The 15,549-nt window shown below is 47.9% G+C and carries 14 protein-coding genes; 10 read left to right on the top strand and 4 right to left on the bottom strand.

The window, feature by feature from the left end; translation table 11 throughout:
* From ACI31J_RS03660 to ACI31J_RS03615, 10 genes are all read left to right on the top strand, one after another.
* A partial coding sequence (locus ACI31J_RS03660) for an RNA-guided endonuclease InsQ/TnpB family protein (RefSeq protein WP_439773082.1) occupies positions 1-578 on the top strand: 578 nt, incomplete at its 5' end.
* A gap of 198 nt (positions 579-776) precedes the next feature.
* On the top strand, positions 777-1,901 hold the full coding sequence (locus ACI31J_RS03655; RefSeq protein WP_439773081.1) for a CamS family sex pheromone protein: 1,125 nt from the start codon (positions 777-779) through the stop codon (positions 1,899-1,901).
* A 140-nt stretch (positions 1,902-2,041) separates the two neighbouring features.
* A complete protein-coding gene (gene gatC / locus ACI31J_RS03650) occupies positions 2,042-2,359 on the top strand; it encodes an Asp-tRNA(Asn)/Glu-tRNA(Gln) amidotransferase subunit GatC (RefSeq protein ID WP_439773080.1) in 318 nt (105 codons plus the stop codon).
* Entirely contained in the window at positions 2,359-3,831 is a 1,473-nt protein-coding gene (gene gatA / locus ACI31J_RS03645) for an Asp-tRNA(Asn)/Glu-tRNA(Gln) amidotransferase subunit GatA (protein ID WP_439773079.1), read from the top strand. Before gatC ends, gatA begins: the two co-directional genes overlap by 1 nt.
* Position 3,832: 1 nt before the next feature.
* Complete coding sequence (gene gatB, locus ACI31J_RS03640; protein WP_439773078.1) at positions 3,833-5,257, top strand: Asp-tRNA(Asn)/Glu-tRNA(Gln) amidotransferase subunit GatB; 1,425 nt, start codon at positions 3,833-3,835, stop codon at positions 5,255-5,257.
* A 16-nt stretch (positions 5,258-5,273) separates the two neighbouring features.
* Positions 5,274-6,281 (top strand): diacylglycerol kinase, encoded by a 1,008-nt coding sequence (locus tag ACI31J_RS03635; RefSeq protein WP_439773077.1) that lies wholly within the window; start codon positions 5,274-5,276, stop codon positions 6,279-6,281.
* 95 nt (positions 6,282-6,376) lie between these two features.
* A complete protein-coding gene (gene rlmD / locus ACI31J_RS03630; protein ID WP_439773076.1) occupies positions 6,377-7,753 on the top strand; it encodes a 23S rRNA (uracil(1939)-C(5))-methyltransferase RlmD in 1,377 nt (458 codons plus the stop codon).
* Between the two features lie 425 nt (positions 7,754-8,178).
* Positions 8,179-8,895, top strand: a complete 717-nt coding sequence (locus tag ACI31J_RS03625; protein WP_242334268.1) for an NUDIX hydrolase — start codon at positions 8,179-8,181, stop codon at positions 8,893-8,895.
* Between the two features lie 103 nt (positions 8,896-8,998).
* Positions 8,999-10,429 (top strand): nicotinate phosphoribosyltransferase, encoded by a 1,431-nt coding sequence (locus ACI31J_RS03620; protein ID WP_439773075.1) that lies wholly within the window; start codon positions 8,999-9,001, stop codon positions 10,427-10,429.
* A 10-nt stretch (positions 10,430-10,439) separates the two neighbouring features.
* On the top strand, positions 10,440-10,985 hold the full coding sequence (locus tag ACI31J_RS03615; RefSeq protein WP_180383161.1) for a cysteine hydrolase family protein: 546 nt from the start codon (positions 10,440-10,442) through the stop codon (positions 10,983-10,985).
* 161 nt (positions 10,986-11,146) lie between these two features.
* On the opposite strand, the gene ACI31J_RS03610 is transcribed toward ACI31J_RS03615, so the two are convergent.
* From ACI31J_RS03610 to ACI31J_RS03595, 4 genes are all read right to left on the bottom strand, one after another.
* Positions 11,147-12,724, bottom strand: coding sequence for a recombinase family protein (locus tag ACI31J_RS03610; protein ID WP_439773074.1), 1,578 nt, complete (start codon positions 12,722-12,724; stop codon positions 11,147-11,149).
* On the bottom strand, positions 12,717-14,378 hold the full coding sequence (locus ACI31J_RS03605; RefSeq protein ID WP_079376152.1) for a recombinase family protein: 1,662 nt from the start codon (positions 14,376-14,378) through the stop codon (positions 12,717-12,719). The genes ACI31J_RS03610 and ACI31J_RS03605 overlap by 8 nt, the downstream gene beginning before the upstream one ends.
* A 35-nt stretch (positions 14,379-14,413) precedes the next feature.
* Positions 14,414-14,647, bottom strand: a complete 234-nt coding sequence (locus tag ACI31J_RS03600; RefSeq protein ID WP_003671998.1) for an SHOCT domain-containing protein — start codon at positions 14,645-14,647, stop codon at positions 14,414-14,416.
* A gap of 266 nt (positions 14,648-14,913) precedes the next feature.
* Positions 14,914-15,435 carry a 1,4-beta-N-acetylmuramidase gene (locus tag ACI31J_RS03595; RefSeq protein ID WP_439773073.1) on the bottom strand — a complete coding sequence of 174 codons (522 nt, stop codon included), beginning with the start codon at positions 15,433-15,435 and terminating at the stop codon, positions 14,914-14,916.
* Positions 15,436-15,549 lie beyond the last annotated feature (114 nt).

Below are 15,549 nucleotides of genomic sequence, written 5' to 3'. Positions count from 1 at the left end.
TCGGCCACTTCAATGTCCCGGGTGGCCAGATCAGCGTATTTCCTGAACGACTGGCACGTCTCTATAAACGGATCAAACACTACCAACGTCAATTGGCTAAGAAACGAGTAGTCAACGGTTCGCATGCCATTCAATCAAATAATTACGTTAAAACGAGAGCCAAGTTAAAACGTGATTATCGACGGGTGGCTAATATCCAACATGATTTGATTCAGAAGTTTACAACTCAATTAGTCGAACAAAACGATGCAATTGTGATTGAGAGCTTAGCCGTTAAGCAAATGCAAATGAGCCATGTGGCCTCAAAAGGGTTACACCGTTCAATGTTTGGCTATTTTAAACAAGTATTAGCCTATAAGTGTGATTGGTACGGCAGGAAGTTGATTCTAGCAAATCAATACTATCCGAGCACTCAACGCTGTTCTCAATGTGGTTATGTTAAGAATGGTGAGAATAAAATTACCCTTCAAGGCAATTCGAAACATCGTACCAAACACAATGAGTATGTGTGCTATCGGTGTGGTGCAGTGATGGACCGTGATGAAAATGCGGTCCAAAACCTATTACAATTAGCATAAATATTTACGGGGTGGGCTATACCCTTATGCCATCAGAGTTGGTCAATGTCATTACCCGCTAGTCCGGATATGGGAATACCGATGTTGACGGTGGTAAATAAAATTAAGAAAGGAAAAACTATATAATCCTTTTCAAATGTGATCATTGCTTAGCTTTGATTACGTTTGGTGATATTTTATATAGCAGGAAGAATAAACGTGAATGCGAAACTAAAGAAAATTACCGCTGCCACGATGATTTTGATGACCAGCCTGGTCCTGGCATCATGTGGCTTTGGCGGTCACTCATCCTCGTCCAAGGACTACACCACGACCGGTTCGGGGAGCGGCAACTACCAGGGTGTGATCCAAAACGGCCGCTATAAGACCAGCAAGGCCCGGGGGGTTAACGTTAGCCAAAACGATAACCAGTACAACCTGAAGAGTTTTGAAAACGGCCTGACCCAGGTTTCCAAGCGGGTCTTCTCGCCAAAGAACTACATCTTCCAGGAAGGCCAGTACTTAGACACCAACACGATCGAGAGCTGGCTCGGCCGGAAGACCAAGAATAACCCGACCGGTCTGAACCCTGCTGAAGGGAAGAAGAGCGATCCAAATCCTGAATACATTCAGCAAATTGAGGAACAGGACTACATGGAAGATAGTGGTAACTCAATGAAGCTGAAGGGGATTACCATTGGGATCGGGATCAACTCCGAATACAACTACCAGAAGAAGACCGATGGCCCAAGCTACACCAAGAAGATCAGTGATGCCGAGGTCAAGCGCCAGGGTGAGATTGCCGCCGCCAAGGTCTTGAAGCGGATGCGTAAGAAGTCAGGGGTCGGCAACGTGCCGATCGTGATCGCCCTTTACAAGCAGGCGCCAGACGATAGCCTGGTCGGCGGGAGCTTCTTTGCCTACAGCAAGAACAGCGGCAGCACGCTCAGCAGCTGGCACCAGCTGAACTACAAGACCGTGGTCCTGCCAAAGGCCAGCGGGTCGACCAGTTCGACGGGCAGCGCCAGCCAGACCGACAGCGACAGCTTCTCTAACTTCAAGAGCCAGATCCAGAGCTTCTTCCCGAACTTGAGCGGGGTAACGGCCCAGGCCCAGTACAATAATGGGCAGCTGGACGGAATGCACATCACCGTGACGACCCAGTTCTACAGCCAGTCTGAGATTACCAGCTTCACCCAGTACATCGCGCGGGCGGCCAAGAAGTACCTGCCAAACGGGATTCCGATTGACATTCGGATCCAGTCCGACTCTGAGATGCAGGCGATTGTTTACCGGGATTCTGGTTCCGATACCTTCCGTACGCACATTCTGACATCATACTAAGATTGATAAAATCAGCTTGATCGTTAGCTCCGGTCCGGCTGATTTTCATTTATCGGGATGCTTTGATAAAAATTACTGTTATTCTGTGCTAAAATTATAGAATGTATGTATATAAAATTACTGGAAAAGAGGTAGAGAGAATGGCCAGTAAAATCACTGAGCAACAAGTAGAACACGTTGCTGAACTTGCTAAGCTTGAATTCTCCAAGGATGAGCTGGGTAAGTTTACCACTCAATTAGGAAGCATTATTGACATGTTTGAAGACCTCACTGCCGTTGATACCGATGGAGTTGAACCAATGACTTCAGCTACCGACCGGGTTAACGTGATGCGTGAAGACAAGGCCGTTAAATCATCAGAAGAAGAACGCGAGGCACTCTTGAAGAACGCCCCAGAGACTGATGGCGGCTACATTAAGGTTCCAGCAATCATTGATGAAAGTGAGGACGGCGAATAATGGATTTCTATCAAACCGATCTGACCCAGTTGCACGATGACCTGGTCAACAAGAAGATCAGCGCCACGGAACTGACCAAGGAAACCTTCGACCACATCAAGGGTAATGAAGACCAGGTCAAGGCCTTCATCAACCTGAACGAAGATGCGGCCATGAAGCGGGCCCAGGAGATTGACGAAGCCGGGATTGCCGGTGACCAGCTGGTTTCTGGGGTACCGTTGGCGGTTAAGGATAACATCTTGACTAAGGGGCTGACGACGACGGCCGCTTCCAAGATGCTGGAGCACTTCAACCCGGTTTACGACGCCACCGTGGTGGACAAGTTGAATAAGGCCGGCTTCATCAACGTTGGTAAGACCAACCTGGATGAATTTGCCATGGGATCCTCGACGGAAAACTCCGCCTTCTTCACCTCCCATAACCCATGGGACCTGACCCGGGTACCCGGCGGTTCTTCAGGTGGTTCTGCAGCTGCCGTTGCCGCCGGGGATGTCCTCGGGGCCCTCGGGACCGATACCGGTGGTTCCATCCGGATGCCAGCCTCTTTCAACGGAGTCGTGGGGATGAAGCCAACTTACGGCCGGGTTTCTCGTTGGGGCATTATTGCCTTTGGTTCTAGCTTTGACCAGGTCGGCTGGTTGACCCGGACCGTTAAGGACAACGCCTACCTGACCGCCCTGATTGCCGGCAACGACGAACACGACATGACCTCCTCCCTCAAGGAAGTTCCCGACTGGGCAGCAAACTTAAACGACAGTACCAGTGTCAAGGGGTTACGGATTGCCGTGCCAAAGGAATACTTCGATGACTTGGATGAGGATGTTCATGATGTTATCAAGGCAGCCCTGGATCACCTGGAATCACTGGGTGCCATCATCGATGAAGTTAGCCTGCCACACACCAAGTACGGGGTACCGGCATACTACATCTTGGCATCATCAGAAGCATCATCCAACTTGCAACGGTACGATGGGATTCGTTACGGCTTCCGGGCTAAGGATGTTAAGAACTTGGAAGACGTCTACGTTCGTTCCCGTTCCGAAGGCTTCGGCGAGGAAGTCAAGCGTCGGATCATGCTGGGGACCTTCTCCCTGTCTGCCGGATTCTACGATGCCTACTTTAACAAGGCGGCCAAGGTTCGGCGCCTGATCGCCCAGGACTTTGACGACGTCTTCAAAGACCACGACCTGATCCTCGGGGCCACCGGTGCATCCACGGCCTTCAAGATCGGTGCCGAGATTGACGATCCAAAGAAGATGTACATGAACGATGTCCTGACCGTGCCGGTTAACATGGCCGGTCTGCCATCAATGTCTGTGCCAGCCGGCTTCTCTGCCAAGAACGGCATGCCAGTTGGCCTGCAGATCATCGGGAAGCCATTCGACGAACAGACCATCTACAACGCTGGTTACGTCTTCGAACAGACGACTGACTTCCACAAGAAAGCACCAAAGTTAGGGGGCCAAAACTAAGATGAACTTTCAAACAACCATTGGGCTCGAAGTCCACGTTGAATTAAAGACGAATTCAAAGATCTACAGTCCATCACCGGTAGAGTATGGTGACCAGCCAAACGCCAACACCAACGTGATCGACTGGGGGTACCCTGGTGTTTTGCCAACCCTGAACAAGGGGGTTGTCAGAGACGGTATCATGGCCGGGTTGGCCCTGCACGCCCAGATTGCCCACCACATGCACTTCGACCGGAAGAACTACTTCTACCCTGATAACCCGAAGGCCTACCAGATCACCCAGTCCGACACGCCAATCGCACACGACGGCTGGATCGAGATCGAGGTCGACGGCAAGAAGAAGAAGATCGGAATCGAAGAGATGCACATCGAAGAGGATGCCGGTAAGAACACCCACACCAGCAAGTACTCCTACGTTGACCTCAACCGGCAGGGGACCCCGCTGATCGAAATTGTTTCCAAGCCCGACATCGCTTCCCCAGAAGAAGCGGTGGCCTACCTTGAAGCCCTGCGGCAGCGGATCCAGTTCACAGGGATCTCTGACGTGAAGATGGAAGAAGGGTCGATGCGTGTCGACACCAACATCTCCATCCGGCCAGTCGGCAGCGACAAGTTCGGGACCAAGACGGAAATGAAGAACATTAACTCCTTCAACTACGTCCGCAAGGCCCTGGCCTTTGAAGAGAAGCGGCACCAAAACGTCCTGATGTCAGGTGGCCACATCGCTCAGGAGACCCGTCGTTACGACGAACCAACCGGAACCACGGTTTCCATGCGGACCAAGGAAGGGGCCGATGACTACCGTTACTTCCCAGAACCAGATATTCCAGACCTGAACGTCAGTGACGAATGGATCAAGGAGATCGCAGCTGAGATGCCAGAAATGCCGGGTGAACGGCGGAAGCACTACGTTGACGACCTCGGGTTGACCGACTACGATGCCATGGTCCTGACCCAGACGAAGGAAATGTCCGACTTCTTCGAGGAAGCCGTTAAGGATGGCGGCGATCCAAAGCGGGTTGCCAACTACCTGATGAACGACGTGAACTCCTACCTAAACGACGAACACCTTGATCTGCCAGAGACTAAGCTGACTCCTGCCAACCTGGCCGGGATGGTTAAGCTGATCGAAGACGGCACCATCTCATCCAAGATGGCTAAGAAGGTCTTCAAGGGAATCCTGAACGGTGAGGAACCAAGCGCTTACGCTAAGGAACACGGTCTGGTACAACTGTCTGACCCGGCTCAACTCCAGCCAATCGTTGACGACGTGCTGGCTAATAACCAACAGTCAATCGACGACTACAAGAGTGGTAAGGACCGGGCATTCGGCTTCCTGATGGGTCAGATCATGAAGCAGACCCGTGGGAAGGCCAACCCGCAGATGGTTACCCAGTTGCTGAAGAAGTCGTTAGCTGCCCTGTAATCTAAGGAGGATTGCCATGCGAAAACGCGCGCGAGTGATTTATAACCCCACTTCTGGTCGGGAGGCCCTGCGCCGCGACCTGGTGGACATCCTATCTATCTACGAGCAAGCCGGCTATGAGACCAGTGCCTTTGCGACCACTCCGGCACCGAATTCGGCGAAGAACGAGGCACGGCGGGCGGCTGAGGAAGGTTTTGACCTGATCGTGGCCGCCGGCGGTGACGGGACGCTCAACGAGGTGGTCAACGGAATCGCCGGTCTGGAACATCGGCCAACGATGGCCATCATTCCGGCCGGGACGACGAATGATTATGCGCGGGCCCTGCGAATTCCGCGTGATGATCCGATCGCGGCAGCCAAGCTGATCCTGCGCAAGAACAAGAAGTTTAAGATTGACATCGGCCAGGCCGGTGACAACTACTTCATGAACATCGCGGCCGGGGGGACTCTGACGGAGTTGACCTACGATGTGCCATCCCAGATGAAGTCCCTGTTCGGCTACGCGGCCTACCTGGCCAAGGGGGCCGAGCTTCTGCCGCGGGTCAAGCCCGTCGACGTTGACATCAAATACGATGATCAGGAATACCGTGGTCAGGCCTCGACAATTTTCTTGGCCCTGACGAACTCGGTTGGTGGCTTTGAGCAGATCGTTCCGGACGCCTCCCTGGATGACGGGAAGTTCACGATGATCATTGTGAAGAAGAGCAGCTTGATCGACATGATGAGCCTGATGGCCAAGGCCCTTCAGGGGAAACACATCGGTGATCCCGGGATCATCTACGCCAAGGCGACGGACGTGGAAGTGACGCCGTTGAATAAGGATGACCGGATCATGATCAACCTGGATGGTGAATACGGCGGGGATGCTCCGATGAAGTTCCATGACCTGAAGCAGCATCTCGAAGTAGTTGCCAACCTGGACGAGATTCCGGATGACGCAATTACCGAGTCGGCCGACTTCAAGCGGGTTGAGAAGGATTTCGTCAAGGAAATCGATAAGATCAACGGCAAAAATAACAAGTAAACGAAAAGAGCTAGGTGACGCGATCACTTAGCTCTTTTTCTGTCAGGCTTCTGCTATAATAGGGGAAGCAATTACGAAAAAACGGAGGAATAAACTTGAAACTAAATATTCCAGTTCATAAGAATGAAGAGTACCCGGCCAAGGTGGTCGACCTGAGCTACGAGGGCAACGGGGTCGTCAAGATCGACGACTTTCCGGTCTTTGTCCCGAATGCCCTGCCGGGGGAGGAGATCACGGTCAAAATCACCAAGGTCGTCAGCCATTTTGCCTGGGGCCGGGTGATGGCATGGCAGACTAAGAGCCCGGACCGGGTGGACGTGAAGGATAAGAAGTACATCCAGACCGGGATTGCCCCGCTGGGTCACCTGAAATACGCGGCCCAGCTGAAGTTTAAGCAGCACCAGATCAAGGAGCTGCTGGAGAAGGCCCATCTGGACGACATTGACGTCCTGCCGACGATGGGGATGGAAAAGCCTTACCACTACCGGAACAAGGCCCAGGTGCCGGTGAAGATGGTGCATGGCCAACTCCAGACCGGTTTCTACAAGCGGGGCAGCCACACCCTGGTGCCGATCGAGGACTTCTACATCCAGGACCCGCAGATTGATAAGGCAATCGTGGTCGTCCGGGACCTCCTGCGGCGCTGCCACGTGACCCCGTACGACGAGCGCACCGGCAAGGGTGTGATCCGGACGGTGATGGTCCGGCGGGGTTATTACAGCCACGAGGTGATGGTCGTGCTGGTAACCAACACGAACCGCCTGCCGATGGCGGACCAGATCGTGGACGGCATCGTCGCGGGTGTGCCCGAGGTCAAGAGCATTGTCCAAAACATCAACAACAAGCGTACCAACCGCCTGCTCGGTGACCGTAACAAGACCCTGTGGGGCAAGGACGAGATCCACGACCAGCTGCTGGGGATCGACTTTGCCATCTCCCCGCTGTCCTTCTACCAGGTCAACCCGCAACAGACCGAACGGCTCTACCAGACCGCCATCGATAACGCCGGATTGGACGGTAGCCAGACCGTGATTGATGCCTACTGTGGGATCGGGACGATCTCGCTGGCGGCGGCCAAGCACGCCAAGCAGGTCTACGGGGTCGAGATTGTGCCCGCCGCGATCGAGGATGCCAAGCACAACGCCAAGCGCAACGGGATCAAGAACGCCCAGTTTGTGGCCGCCAAGGCGGAGGACCAGTTTGCCAAGTGGCAGGCCGCGGGTTTAAAGCCGGACGTGGTCATCGTCGATCCGCCGCGCAAGGGTCTGGCGGAATCGCTGGTTGAGGCCACTGGCAAGATGGGTCCGCAGAAGGTCATCTACGTGTCCTGCAACCCGGCGACCCTGGTCCGGGATATCCAACGCTTCGCCGCGCAGGGTTACCACGTGGCTAAGCCGATCCAGCCGGTGGACCAGTTCCCGCAGACGACGCATGTTGAGAGTGTTACTGTCCTGAAACGTACAGAAAAATAGCTTATAACCGCCGGTGTAACGGTATTTACGGATGATTAAAAGTGTACTTTTTTCTTTCAGAATGATTGGAATTAGTACACTTTTTCTATTTGAAGCTGGCGGGTCGAGTGTTCTATGTCCTATTTCGATAGTCGAGTGTGCGAGTGTCCAATTTGGCAGGTCGTGTCGATTAAGGTAGTGAAAGTAGAGGTGAGCGTTGATATGGTAGCGTTTGTGGTATGTATGAATCGGTCAGTTTGGTACTAAAGATTGAGCTAACGAAAATAATATTGAATTTATGCTAATTCGGTTAAAATATCGAAAATTTGGGCTCTTTGTCAATGGGTAAGGATGAAGAGAATTTGGAGAACTAGACTAAGCCACCTTGGCTTTTTTTTATTATTGTGATTCTTGATTGCGCTATAATATTTTATGAGGTGAAAGAGATGGCTGATAAAGTTGTTGCGCGTCCGCTAATTACGATTGCAAATGTTATTTGGAGTTTTAATCCCCTGACCCATTTACCACAAGTCCTGCTGGTCAAACGGGCTTATCCGCCATTTGAGGGCCACTGGGCTTTACCAGAAACCCTATTGCGGCGGGATGAAAGTGCTGACGTTGCCTGTATCCGCCTGATTAAGGATAAAATTGGTGTTCGTCTATCAAACAGTGCTACCGAACAGTTGGCAACCTTCACCGATCCCGACCGGGTAAGCGGTGAGCGGGCCTTGGCGATTGCCTACATGACTTTCTTACCAACAATGCCGCAACTGAGGGCCGGGTACGGAGCAACCGAAGTCGGGTGGTTTAGTCTTAACTTTGACCACGGAAAGTTTATCTTGCAAAATGGTGACTTAGTTTTGAGTTTGGCTGCAGGGTCGGCGCTAGCATTTGACCACCACCAAATTATTAATACGGCTATTGTGCGAATTAAAAATAAACTGGACTACCAGCCAACCATTTTACAGATCTTAGGACCGACTTTTACCCTTCGGCAAGCCCGCGAAGTTTATGCTACTTTCCGCCAAACAACGGTCGATCAAATTGATAATTCTAATTTTAAAAAGACCCACCAAAAACTGTTTAAGGAAGTTGGTACCGCCGCAACAAAGCGGTCAGGCCGGCCACCAAAGTTATTTAAACTGGTACTACCTTGCGTCTAAAAATAAAAGTGCTACAATCAGTGATAATAAAAGTTCAATATACTTTTATTTTTTGCAGTAGTTAAAGTATTTTTTACCTAAATTTGTTAGGAGTTGTTTAATAATGAAGCATGAATTATTAACCGACCTGTATGAGTTTTCAATGGCCAACGGTTATTATCAAACGCTTCCCCACGATAAGCAGGCGCGCTTCGACGTCTTTTACCGTAAGGCGCCCGATGATGGCAGTTTTGTGATTAGTGCTGGATTGATGCAAGTAATTGATGAAGTTAAGAACTGGCACTTTTCAACTGATGACATTGCTTATCTGCGGTCCCTTAACCACTTTAGTGACGACTTTCTCTTTTACCTGACGGCAGCTCACAACCGCTGCTCAATTAAGGCAATCCCAGAAGGCACGCCAGTCTTCCCACAGGAACCAATCCTTAGTATTAGTGGCCCACTAATTGATGTCCAACTTCTCGAAACCCTGATCTTAAACATCATTAACCACCAATCATTGATTGCAACGAAGGCATGGCAGATCACCAGCGTTACTGGCGGACGCCCAGTAATGGAATTTGGTGCACGACGGGCGCAGGGGCCTGATGCCGCAATATATGGTGCGCGGGCTGCCATTATTGGTGGGTGCAGTAGTACCTCCAATGTGCTAGCTGCAAAGCGGTTTAACCTTCCGGCGGCGGGGACGATGGCTCACGCTTGGATTGAAAGCTTTCCTGATGAATTAACGGCCTTTCGTGCCTGGGCAAAAATTTACCCTGACAATGCTGCCCTGTTAGTTGATACCTACGATGTGGTTAACTCTGGGGTACCGAACGCAATTAAAGTCTTTAAGGAATTGCGGGCAGCTGGCCACGAACCGGTTGGTATCCGCATCGATTCTGGTGATATTAGCCAGTTGGCAACCAAGGCCCGGAAGATGATGGACGAGGCTGGTTTTACCAACGCTAAGATTACTGCTTCAAACGCCCTTGATGCCCACATTGTTAAGTCATTGCTTGATGAAGGGGCACCACTGGATAACTTTGGGATCGGTGATCGACTAATTACCAGTTCATCAAGTCCAGTATTAAGCGGTGTTTATAAAATGTCGGCACTAGAAAATGATGGCAAATGGGTGTCAAAGATCAAGATTAGTAATAGTCGCGAAAAGATTACGCTCCCTGGGAATAAGCAGGTTTACCGGCTCTACGATAAGCATGATCCCCAACACGCTGTTGCCGATGTAATTGCCCTGGCTGACGAGCAGATTGGAACCGAAATTGCGGCAATCAATGCTGACGTTCACGTCACCCGGAATAAAGTGATTCTAACCGACTTCATTGCTAAGCCACTGCTTAAGCAAGTTTTGACACTGGAAAAAGCGGCGCCAATTGAAACCGACACTTTTGCCATCCAGCATTTTGCGCAGACCGAATTAGCACAGCTGCCGGCGGCTACTAAGCGGTTGCTTAATCCGGACCGCTTCCCGGTTTATTTAACCAAGCGGTTAGCTGACTTGCAACAAAAGCTGGTTGATGAGGCACAAAAATAAGGAGTTAGCAATGACTAAAGCATTATTAATTATTGATTATACAAACGATTTTGTCGCTGACAATGGTGCGCTTACTTGTGGCAAGCCAGCGCATGAATTAGAAGATTATTTGGTTCAGCTGGCCAACCGTTTTTACCAAAATGGCGACTACGTAATTTTCCCGACTGATGCCCATTGTGGGGACCGATTTAGTCCAGAAGCTAAACTCTTCCCGCCACATAACGTGGTCGGTACGCCTGGTCAACAGCTATACGGCAAGGTTAATGACTGGTTTGAACAACATCAGGCCAGTGACCGGGTTTACCAGTTTAATAAGAACCGCTATTCATCATTTCAAAATACTAATCTTGATAACTACCTGCGGGAACGAAAAATTGATAACTTGTGGATTGCAGGTGTTTGCACCGATATCTGTGTCCTGCACACCGCAATTGCTGCCTATAATTTGAACTACCAGATTACGATTCCGGTTAAGGGGGTCGCCACCTTTACCAAGCATGGTCAGGAGTGGGCGCTTGACCATTTTAAGAATTCACTGGGTGCGACGCTGGTTTAATGAATTTTGACTGCCTGCTATGAAGTAAGAACCCCAGTACTTGAATATTAAAATTAGTTCTTTTCATCGGGCTGTTATTTCTTGCAATCTGCCAAATTAAAAAACTACAATCTAAAAACAGCACCCAACTCAAATAAGTGAGTGCTGAATATCCCAAGTTTTCACATATTAACTCTAATTACTTCACCATCTTTGAACTTTAACTCCATGTAGCGTTTGAAGATGGTGATTTTTTCTACTAGGCGACGAACCAAACCCTCATCAAAGTCCACTAAGCCATATTTGTGGAATTCGATCAGTTTGTTGATTTCATCAATGCTGTGTAGTTTTGCTTGCTGTTTAGCTTCACGGCTTTGCACCTTTGCTCTTTGCTTTCGTAAATCCATTATTTGCTGGGTGAGGGCATCGCAATTTTGATGCTGGTTGGCGGCCTGGATTAGCTGCATTTGGACCTCTTCCAGTTGCTTATCGAGTTGATCAAGGGTAGGTCCTTTAGAATTTTTGATGACCTTCATAATGTTAGCCTTGATCTGTTTGCCAGCTAACTCGTGTCCTTCAATGAGCTGGTTAAAGGCTTCTACGGTGGCTTCCTTTAGCAGTGGTTCTTTGACATTTCTAATCATGCATCGCCTTCCGGTTTTGCTTCGCTTTATTCGACTAGCACAACGCCAGACTGCTACCTTTTCTGGTCGGTACCACATATTCCGTTGAAAAATGTCGCCGCATTTTCCACAAAAGACTATTTGGGAGAAACAATATTTGCCGTTAAGTCGCCGGTGCTTACCATTCTTAGTAGTGATCCCGTTTTGTCGTTGTTTGATGAGCTGCTGGACTTGCATGAATACCGGCTTGGGAATAATCGCGGGATGGTCGTTTTCTACATAATATTGAGGCATGATACCGTTATTCTTGACGCGTTTCTTGCTCAGAAAATCAATAGTGTAAGTCTTTTGCAATAGAGCATCACCCATGTACTTCTCATTCTTTAGGATTCTTGAAACACCGCTGGATTGCCAGTTCTTTGTTTTACCACCGGTTAAAATACCATCAGCTTTAAGTGAATCCGCGATTTGTTTCATACTCATCCCGTTTAGATAGCTATAGAAGATCCGTTTGATGACTTTAGCTTCTGCCGGTTCAATTACCAGATTACCCTGAGCATCCTTGGTATAACCGAGAAAGTGGTTGTGATTGACGAAGACCTTACCTTGTTGGTAACGGTACTGAATTCCCATTTTAACGTTTTGCGATAGGGACTCACTTTCTTGCTGGGCGAGGGAAGCCATGATGGTAATCAGCACTTCACCTTTAGCGTCCATGGTGTTAATGTTCTCCTTTTCAAAGAAGATTGCCACGTTGATAGCTTTTAAGTCCCGGATATACTTCAGGCAATCGATAGTATTTCGGGCAAACCGACTAATTGATTTAGTAACAATCAAGTCAATCTTACCGGCTTTGCAGGCTGCAATCATCTGATTAAATTGTTCCCGCTTCTTAGTGTTAGTCCCTGAAATCCCATCATCGGCGTAGATGCCTGCAAACTCCCAGGTTGGCTCTTTTTGAATTAATTCTTTGTAGTGGACCACTTGAGTTTCATAAGAACTGGCTTGTTCATCGTAATCCGTTGAAACTCGACAGTAGGCAGCCACGCGGAGTTGTTCAAATGGTTGCCTGCTTTGTTGCGGTTGAACACTATTGCCCTTTTGCTGATGAGCGGGAATGATTCTCACTTTACCCAATTAAATCACCTTCACTTTCGATAATACTGTACAAATATTCTGTTTGTTTGATTGGATCGTTGTAACGTTGTTTGATGATGTCACGATAAAAGTGTCCATCGATAGTGGCATTTTTGTTTAGCTTTTCAGGTAGCTTTAATCCACATTTCAAGATGAACGTTGCTTTGTTTGAACTGTTAACCACAATCTGTTGAACAAATTCTTGAAATACACCTTCATCAAACTCAGTAAGCTGTTTCCCTTGATGGCACCAACGTAATAAGGTACGAACATCCTCAAAGTCATTTGCTGAATCAGTATTTTGGCCATTAAGCTGTTTAATCTTTTCCTGACATTGGTAAGTGTCTTGCTCGAGTCTAGCGGTTTGGTTGACGTAGATCGCTTTATCTAATAAACCGGCATGCATCAATTCGGTGAGCGTTTCAGCTTTGTGGTCATTTGCTTTGATTTGCTTAGTTAAAGAAATCAGTTGACCATCGCTGTTGACATTAGCTTCTTCTTTCAGGCCTTCTAACAATGGCTGAAGTAAGAACTTCTTACTGTAAACTAGCTTATTTATCATATTGCAGAAGGCAGCTTTCAGACTGGCTTCAGACACTGCCTTAGTTGGACATTGCTGAGCAGATCTTAAATGTTGCTGGCAGGCCCAGTAGATTTTATGTGGCCGCGTTTGTCGTTTGAAAATCGTCCCACATTGACCACAGATGATTTTGCCAGAAAATAGGTAGTGCTGTTGATACTTATGGCTGCCAGTTTCGATATGGCGTTTTTTGACGGCTTCTTTAAGCAGAACTTGCACTCTGTTAAAGTTTTCATGGTTAATCAAACTAGGGTGATGATCTTCAATTAGATATTGAGCGAGTTCACCTTGGTTAAAATGACGATGATATTGATCGTCACGGTAGGTTTTCTGGCAGAGCATATCACCGGTGTAATTACTGTTTCGCAAGATATTAATTACAGTGTTACTACGCCATTGGCCACCACGTTTTGTTGATACCTGCTTTTGATTTAATTCTTTAGCAATTTGACTGGCTGATGTTCCACTTAGAAATCGTTGAAAGATTTGTCGTACAGTCTTTGCTTCAGTATGGTTGATAACTAAGTTGCCATCCTCAATTGAATATCCATAGGGTGCTGAGGATACATGGAATTTGCCACTAGCAAAACGTTTCCTGATTGCCCAGCGTAGATTTCCGGCAGTTGAGTGGGATTCATCCTGGGCAATACTGCTAAGAATCGATAGAAATAACTCACTGGCCATTGCTCCAGTATTGATATGCTCTTTCTCAAAGATAATTGGAATATTCAATTGCTGTAATTCCCGGACAATCTGCAAACAATCAGTTGTATTTCGTGACAAACGGCTAATTGATTTGGTCACCACGAGGTCAATCCGGTGATTATGACAATCAGTTAGTAATTCTTTTAAGGCGTTCCGCTTGGTCATCTTGGTGCCTGAGATTCCTTCATCATAGTAGATCTTAGCCAGCTCCCAATTAGGGTGGTTGTTAATGTACTTTTGATAATGGGCACGTTGATTTTCAAGACTTTCTAGTTGTTCAAAATTATCGGTTGAAACTCGACAGTAGGCTGCCACACGGAGTTGCTTGACATCATGTTGGTAACCTTGAATTTTGGTAATGGTTGACATGACAAACCTCCTTTCGTCAGTGTGGTATGTTAGCTCTAGAACCTTGATGTATCAACACTTCCTGGTCCTAATAAGGGCGGAAATGATTGTTTATTTAAGTCATCAATTTCCTTAAATTCAGTGGTTGAGATTAGACCCTTGTTGAGTAGAACTTGAATGATTTGTTTTGATTGTTGATAATGCAAATCATTCAATAATTGTTCTGAACTAATATTATTCTTTATTGATTGCAGTGGTTGATGAGTTACCGTTTGAACTTTCTTTATCATTTTTAATTACCTCCACTAATAAGCCAGCGGAAGTAGAAAAGTAAACCCTCAAATCAACTTGCTAATTGAAACAGATTCTTTAATATATAGTAAGAGGGCGAGGTCGCTACTCTGACCCTCAAGCGTGATCTGAGATACGTGTTTTATTTGAGAAGAAGTCTTGTTTGACTCCAACCACAGTTTAGGAAGAGCTAACCATCTTATATGGTTGGCTTTTTGTTATGGTAAAAGAAAAAAGCCTGCAGACCGGAGTCCACAGGCAAAAGTTACAATAATTGATTAACTCGTTTTTGAATTTGGGTGGGGTCATAGCCGGCTTGCTTCAAGCGGTTGATTCGTTCATTACCATTTCCCCAGGATCCTCGGATAACTTCGCGTGCAATTTGGTCAACTGACTTACGGTTCAAGAGACGGTTAACCTTTTCTTGGACCACCGCATAGTCATAACCAGCAGCGGTTAAGAGCTGTTGACGATCGGTACCATTACCCCATTGACCATTTAAGACTTCAACAGCTAGCTCATCAGGGTTCTTCCTGGTAACTGGCTGCTTTTTGTTAATGACAGCTGCGTAGTCAATGTAGGCATAATCTAGATCACAGTTGCCATTGACACCTGGAACAGAACCAGTAGAGGAATGTTGCCAGATTCCGTAATTACCATTGTAGTTACAACACGGACCATATTCAGCCACCCAGACAGCATAGCGTTGAGCGACGGAAGGTGAAATGTAATTTTGCAGTGGTGATCGCGAAATATACAGTCCGGCATAGCAACCGTTTTGTTCCAAAACACTACAAAAGCTTTTCACTAAGCTATCACAGAAGTTACGACCATTGGCAAACTGCCAGAGAGTGTCAAGAAGTTTGTGTAAATTAGAAAGCCTTAGCGTATGATTTAGATG

The organism is Limosilactobacillus sp. (genome assembly GCF_051873075.1).
Classification (GTDB): domain Bacteria; phylum Bacillota; class Bacilli; order Lactobacillales; family Lactobacillaceae; genus Limosilactobacillus.
This window is presented reverse-complemented; position numbering and strand designations above follow the sequence as displayed.

Excerpts from the sequence above, each read along its gene's own strand:
- gatC (WP_439773080.1), top strand. The coding sequence starts at position 2,042 with ATGGCCAGTAAAATCACTGAGCAACAAGTAGAACACGTTGCTGAACTT.
- gatA (WP_439773079.1), top strand. The coding sequence starts at position 2,359 with ATGGATTTCTATCAAACCGATCTGACCCAGTTGCACGATGACCTGGTC.
- gatB (WP_439773078.1), top strand. The coding sequence starts at position 3,833 with ATGAACTTTCAAACAACCATTGGGCTCGAAGTCCACGTTGAATTAAAG.
- ACI31J_RS03635 (WP_439773077.1), top strand. The coding sequence starts at position 5,274 with ATGCGAAAACGCGCGCGAGTGATTTATAACCCCACTTCTGGTCGGGAG.
- ACI31J_RS03625 (WP_242334268.1), top strand. The coding sequence starts at position 8,179 with ATGGCTGATAAAGTTGTTGCGCGTCCGCTAATTACGATTGCAAATGTT.
- ACI31J_RS03620 (WP_439773075.1), top strand. The coding sequence starts at position 8,999 with ATGAAGCATGAATTATTAACCGACCTGTATGAGTTTTCAATGGCCAAC.
- ACI31J_RS03615 (WP_180383161.1), top strand. The coding sequence starts at position 10,440 with ATGACTAAAGCATTATTAATTATTGATTATACAAACGATTTTGTCGCT.
- ACI31J_RS03605 (WP_079376152.1), bottom strand. The coding sequence starts at position 14,378 with ATGTCAACCATTACCAAAATTCAAGGTTACCAACATGATGTCAAGCAA.
- ACI31J_RS03600 (WP_003671998.1), bottom strand. The coding sequence starts at position 14,647 with ATGATAAAGAAAGTTCAAACGGTAACTCATCAACCACTGCAATCAATA.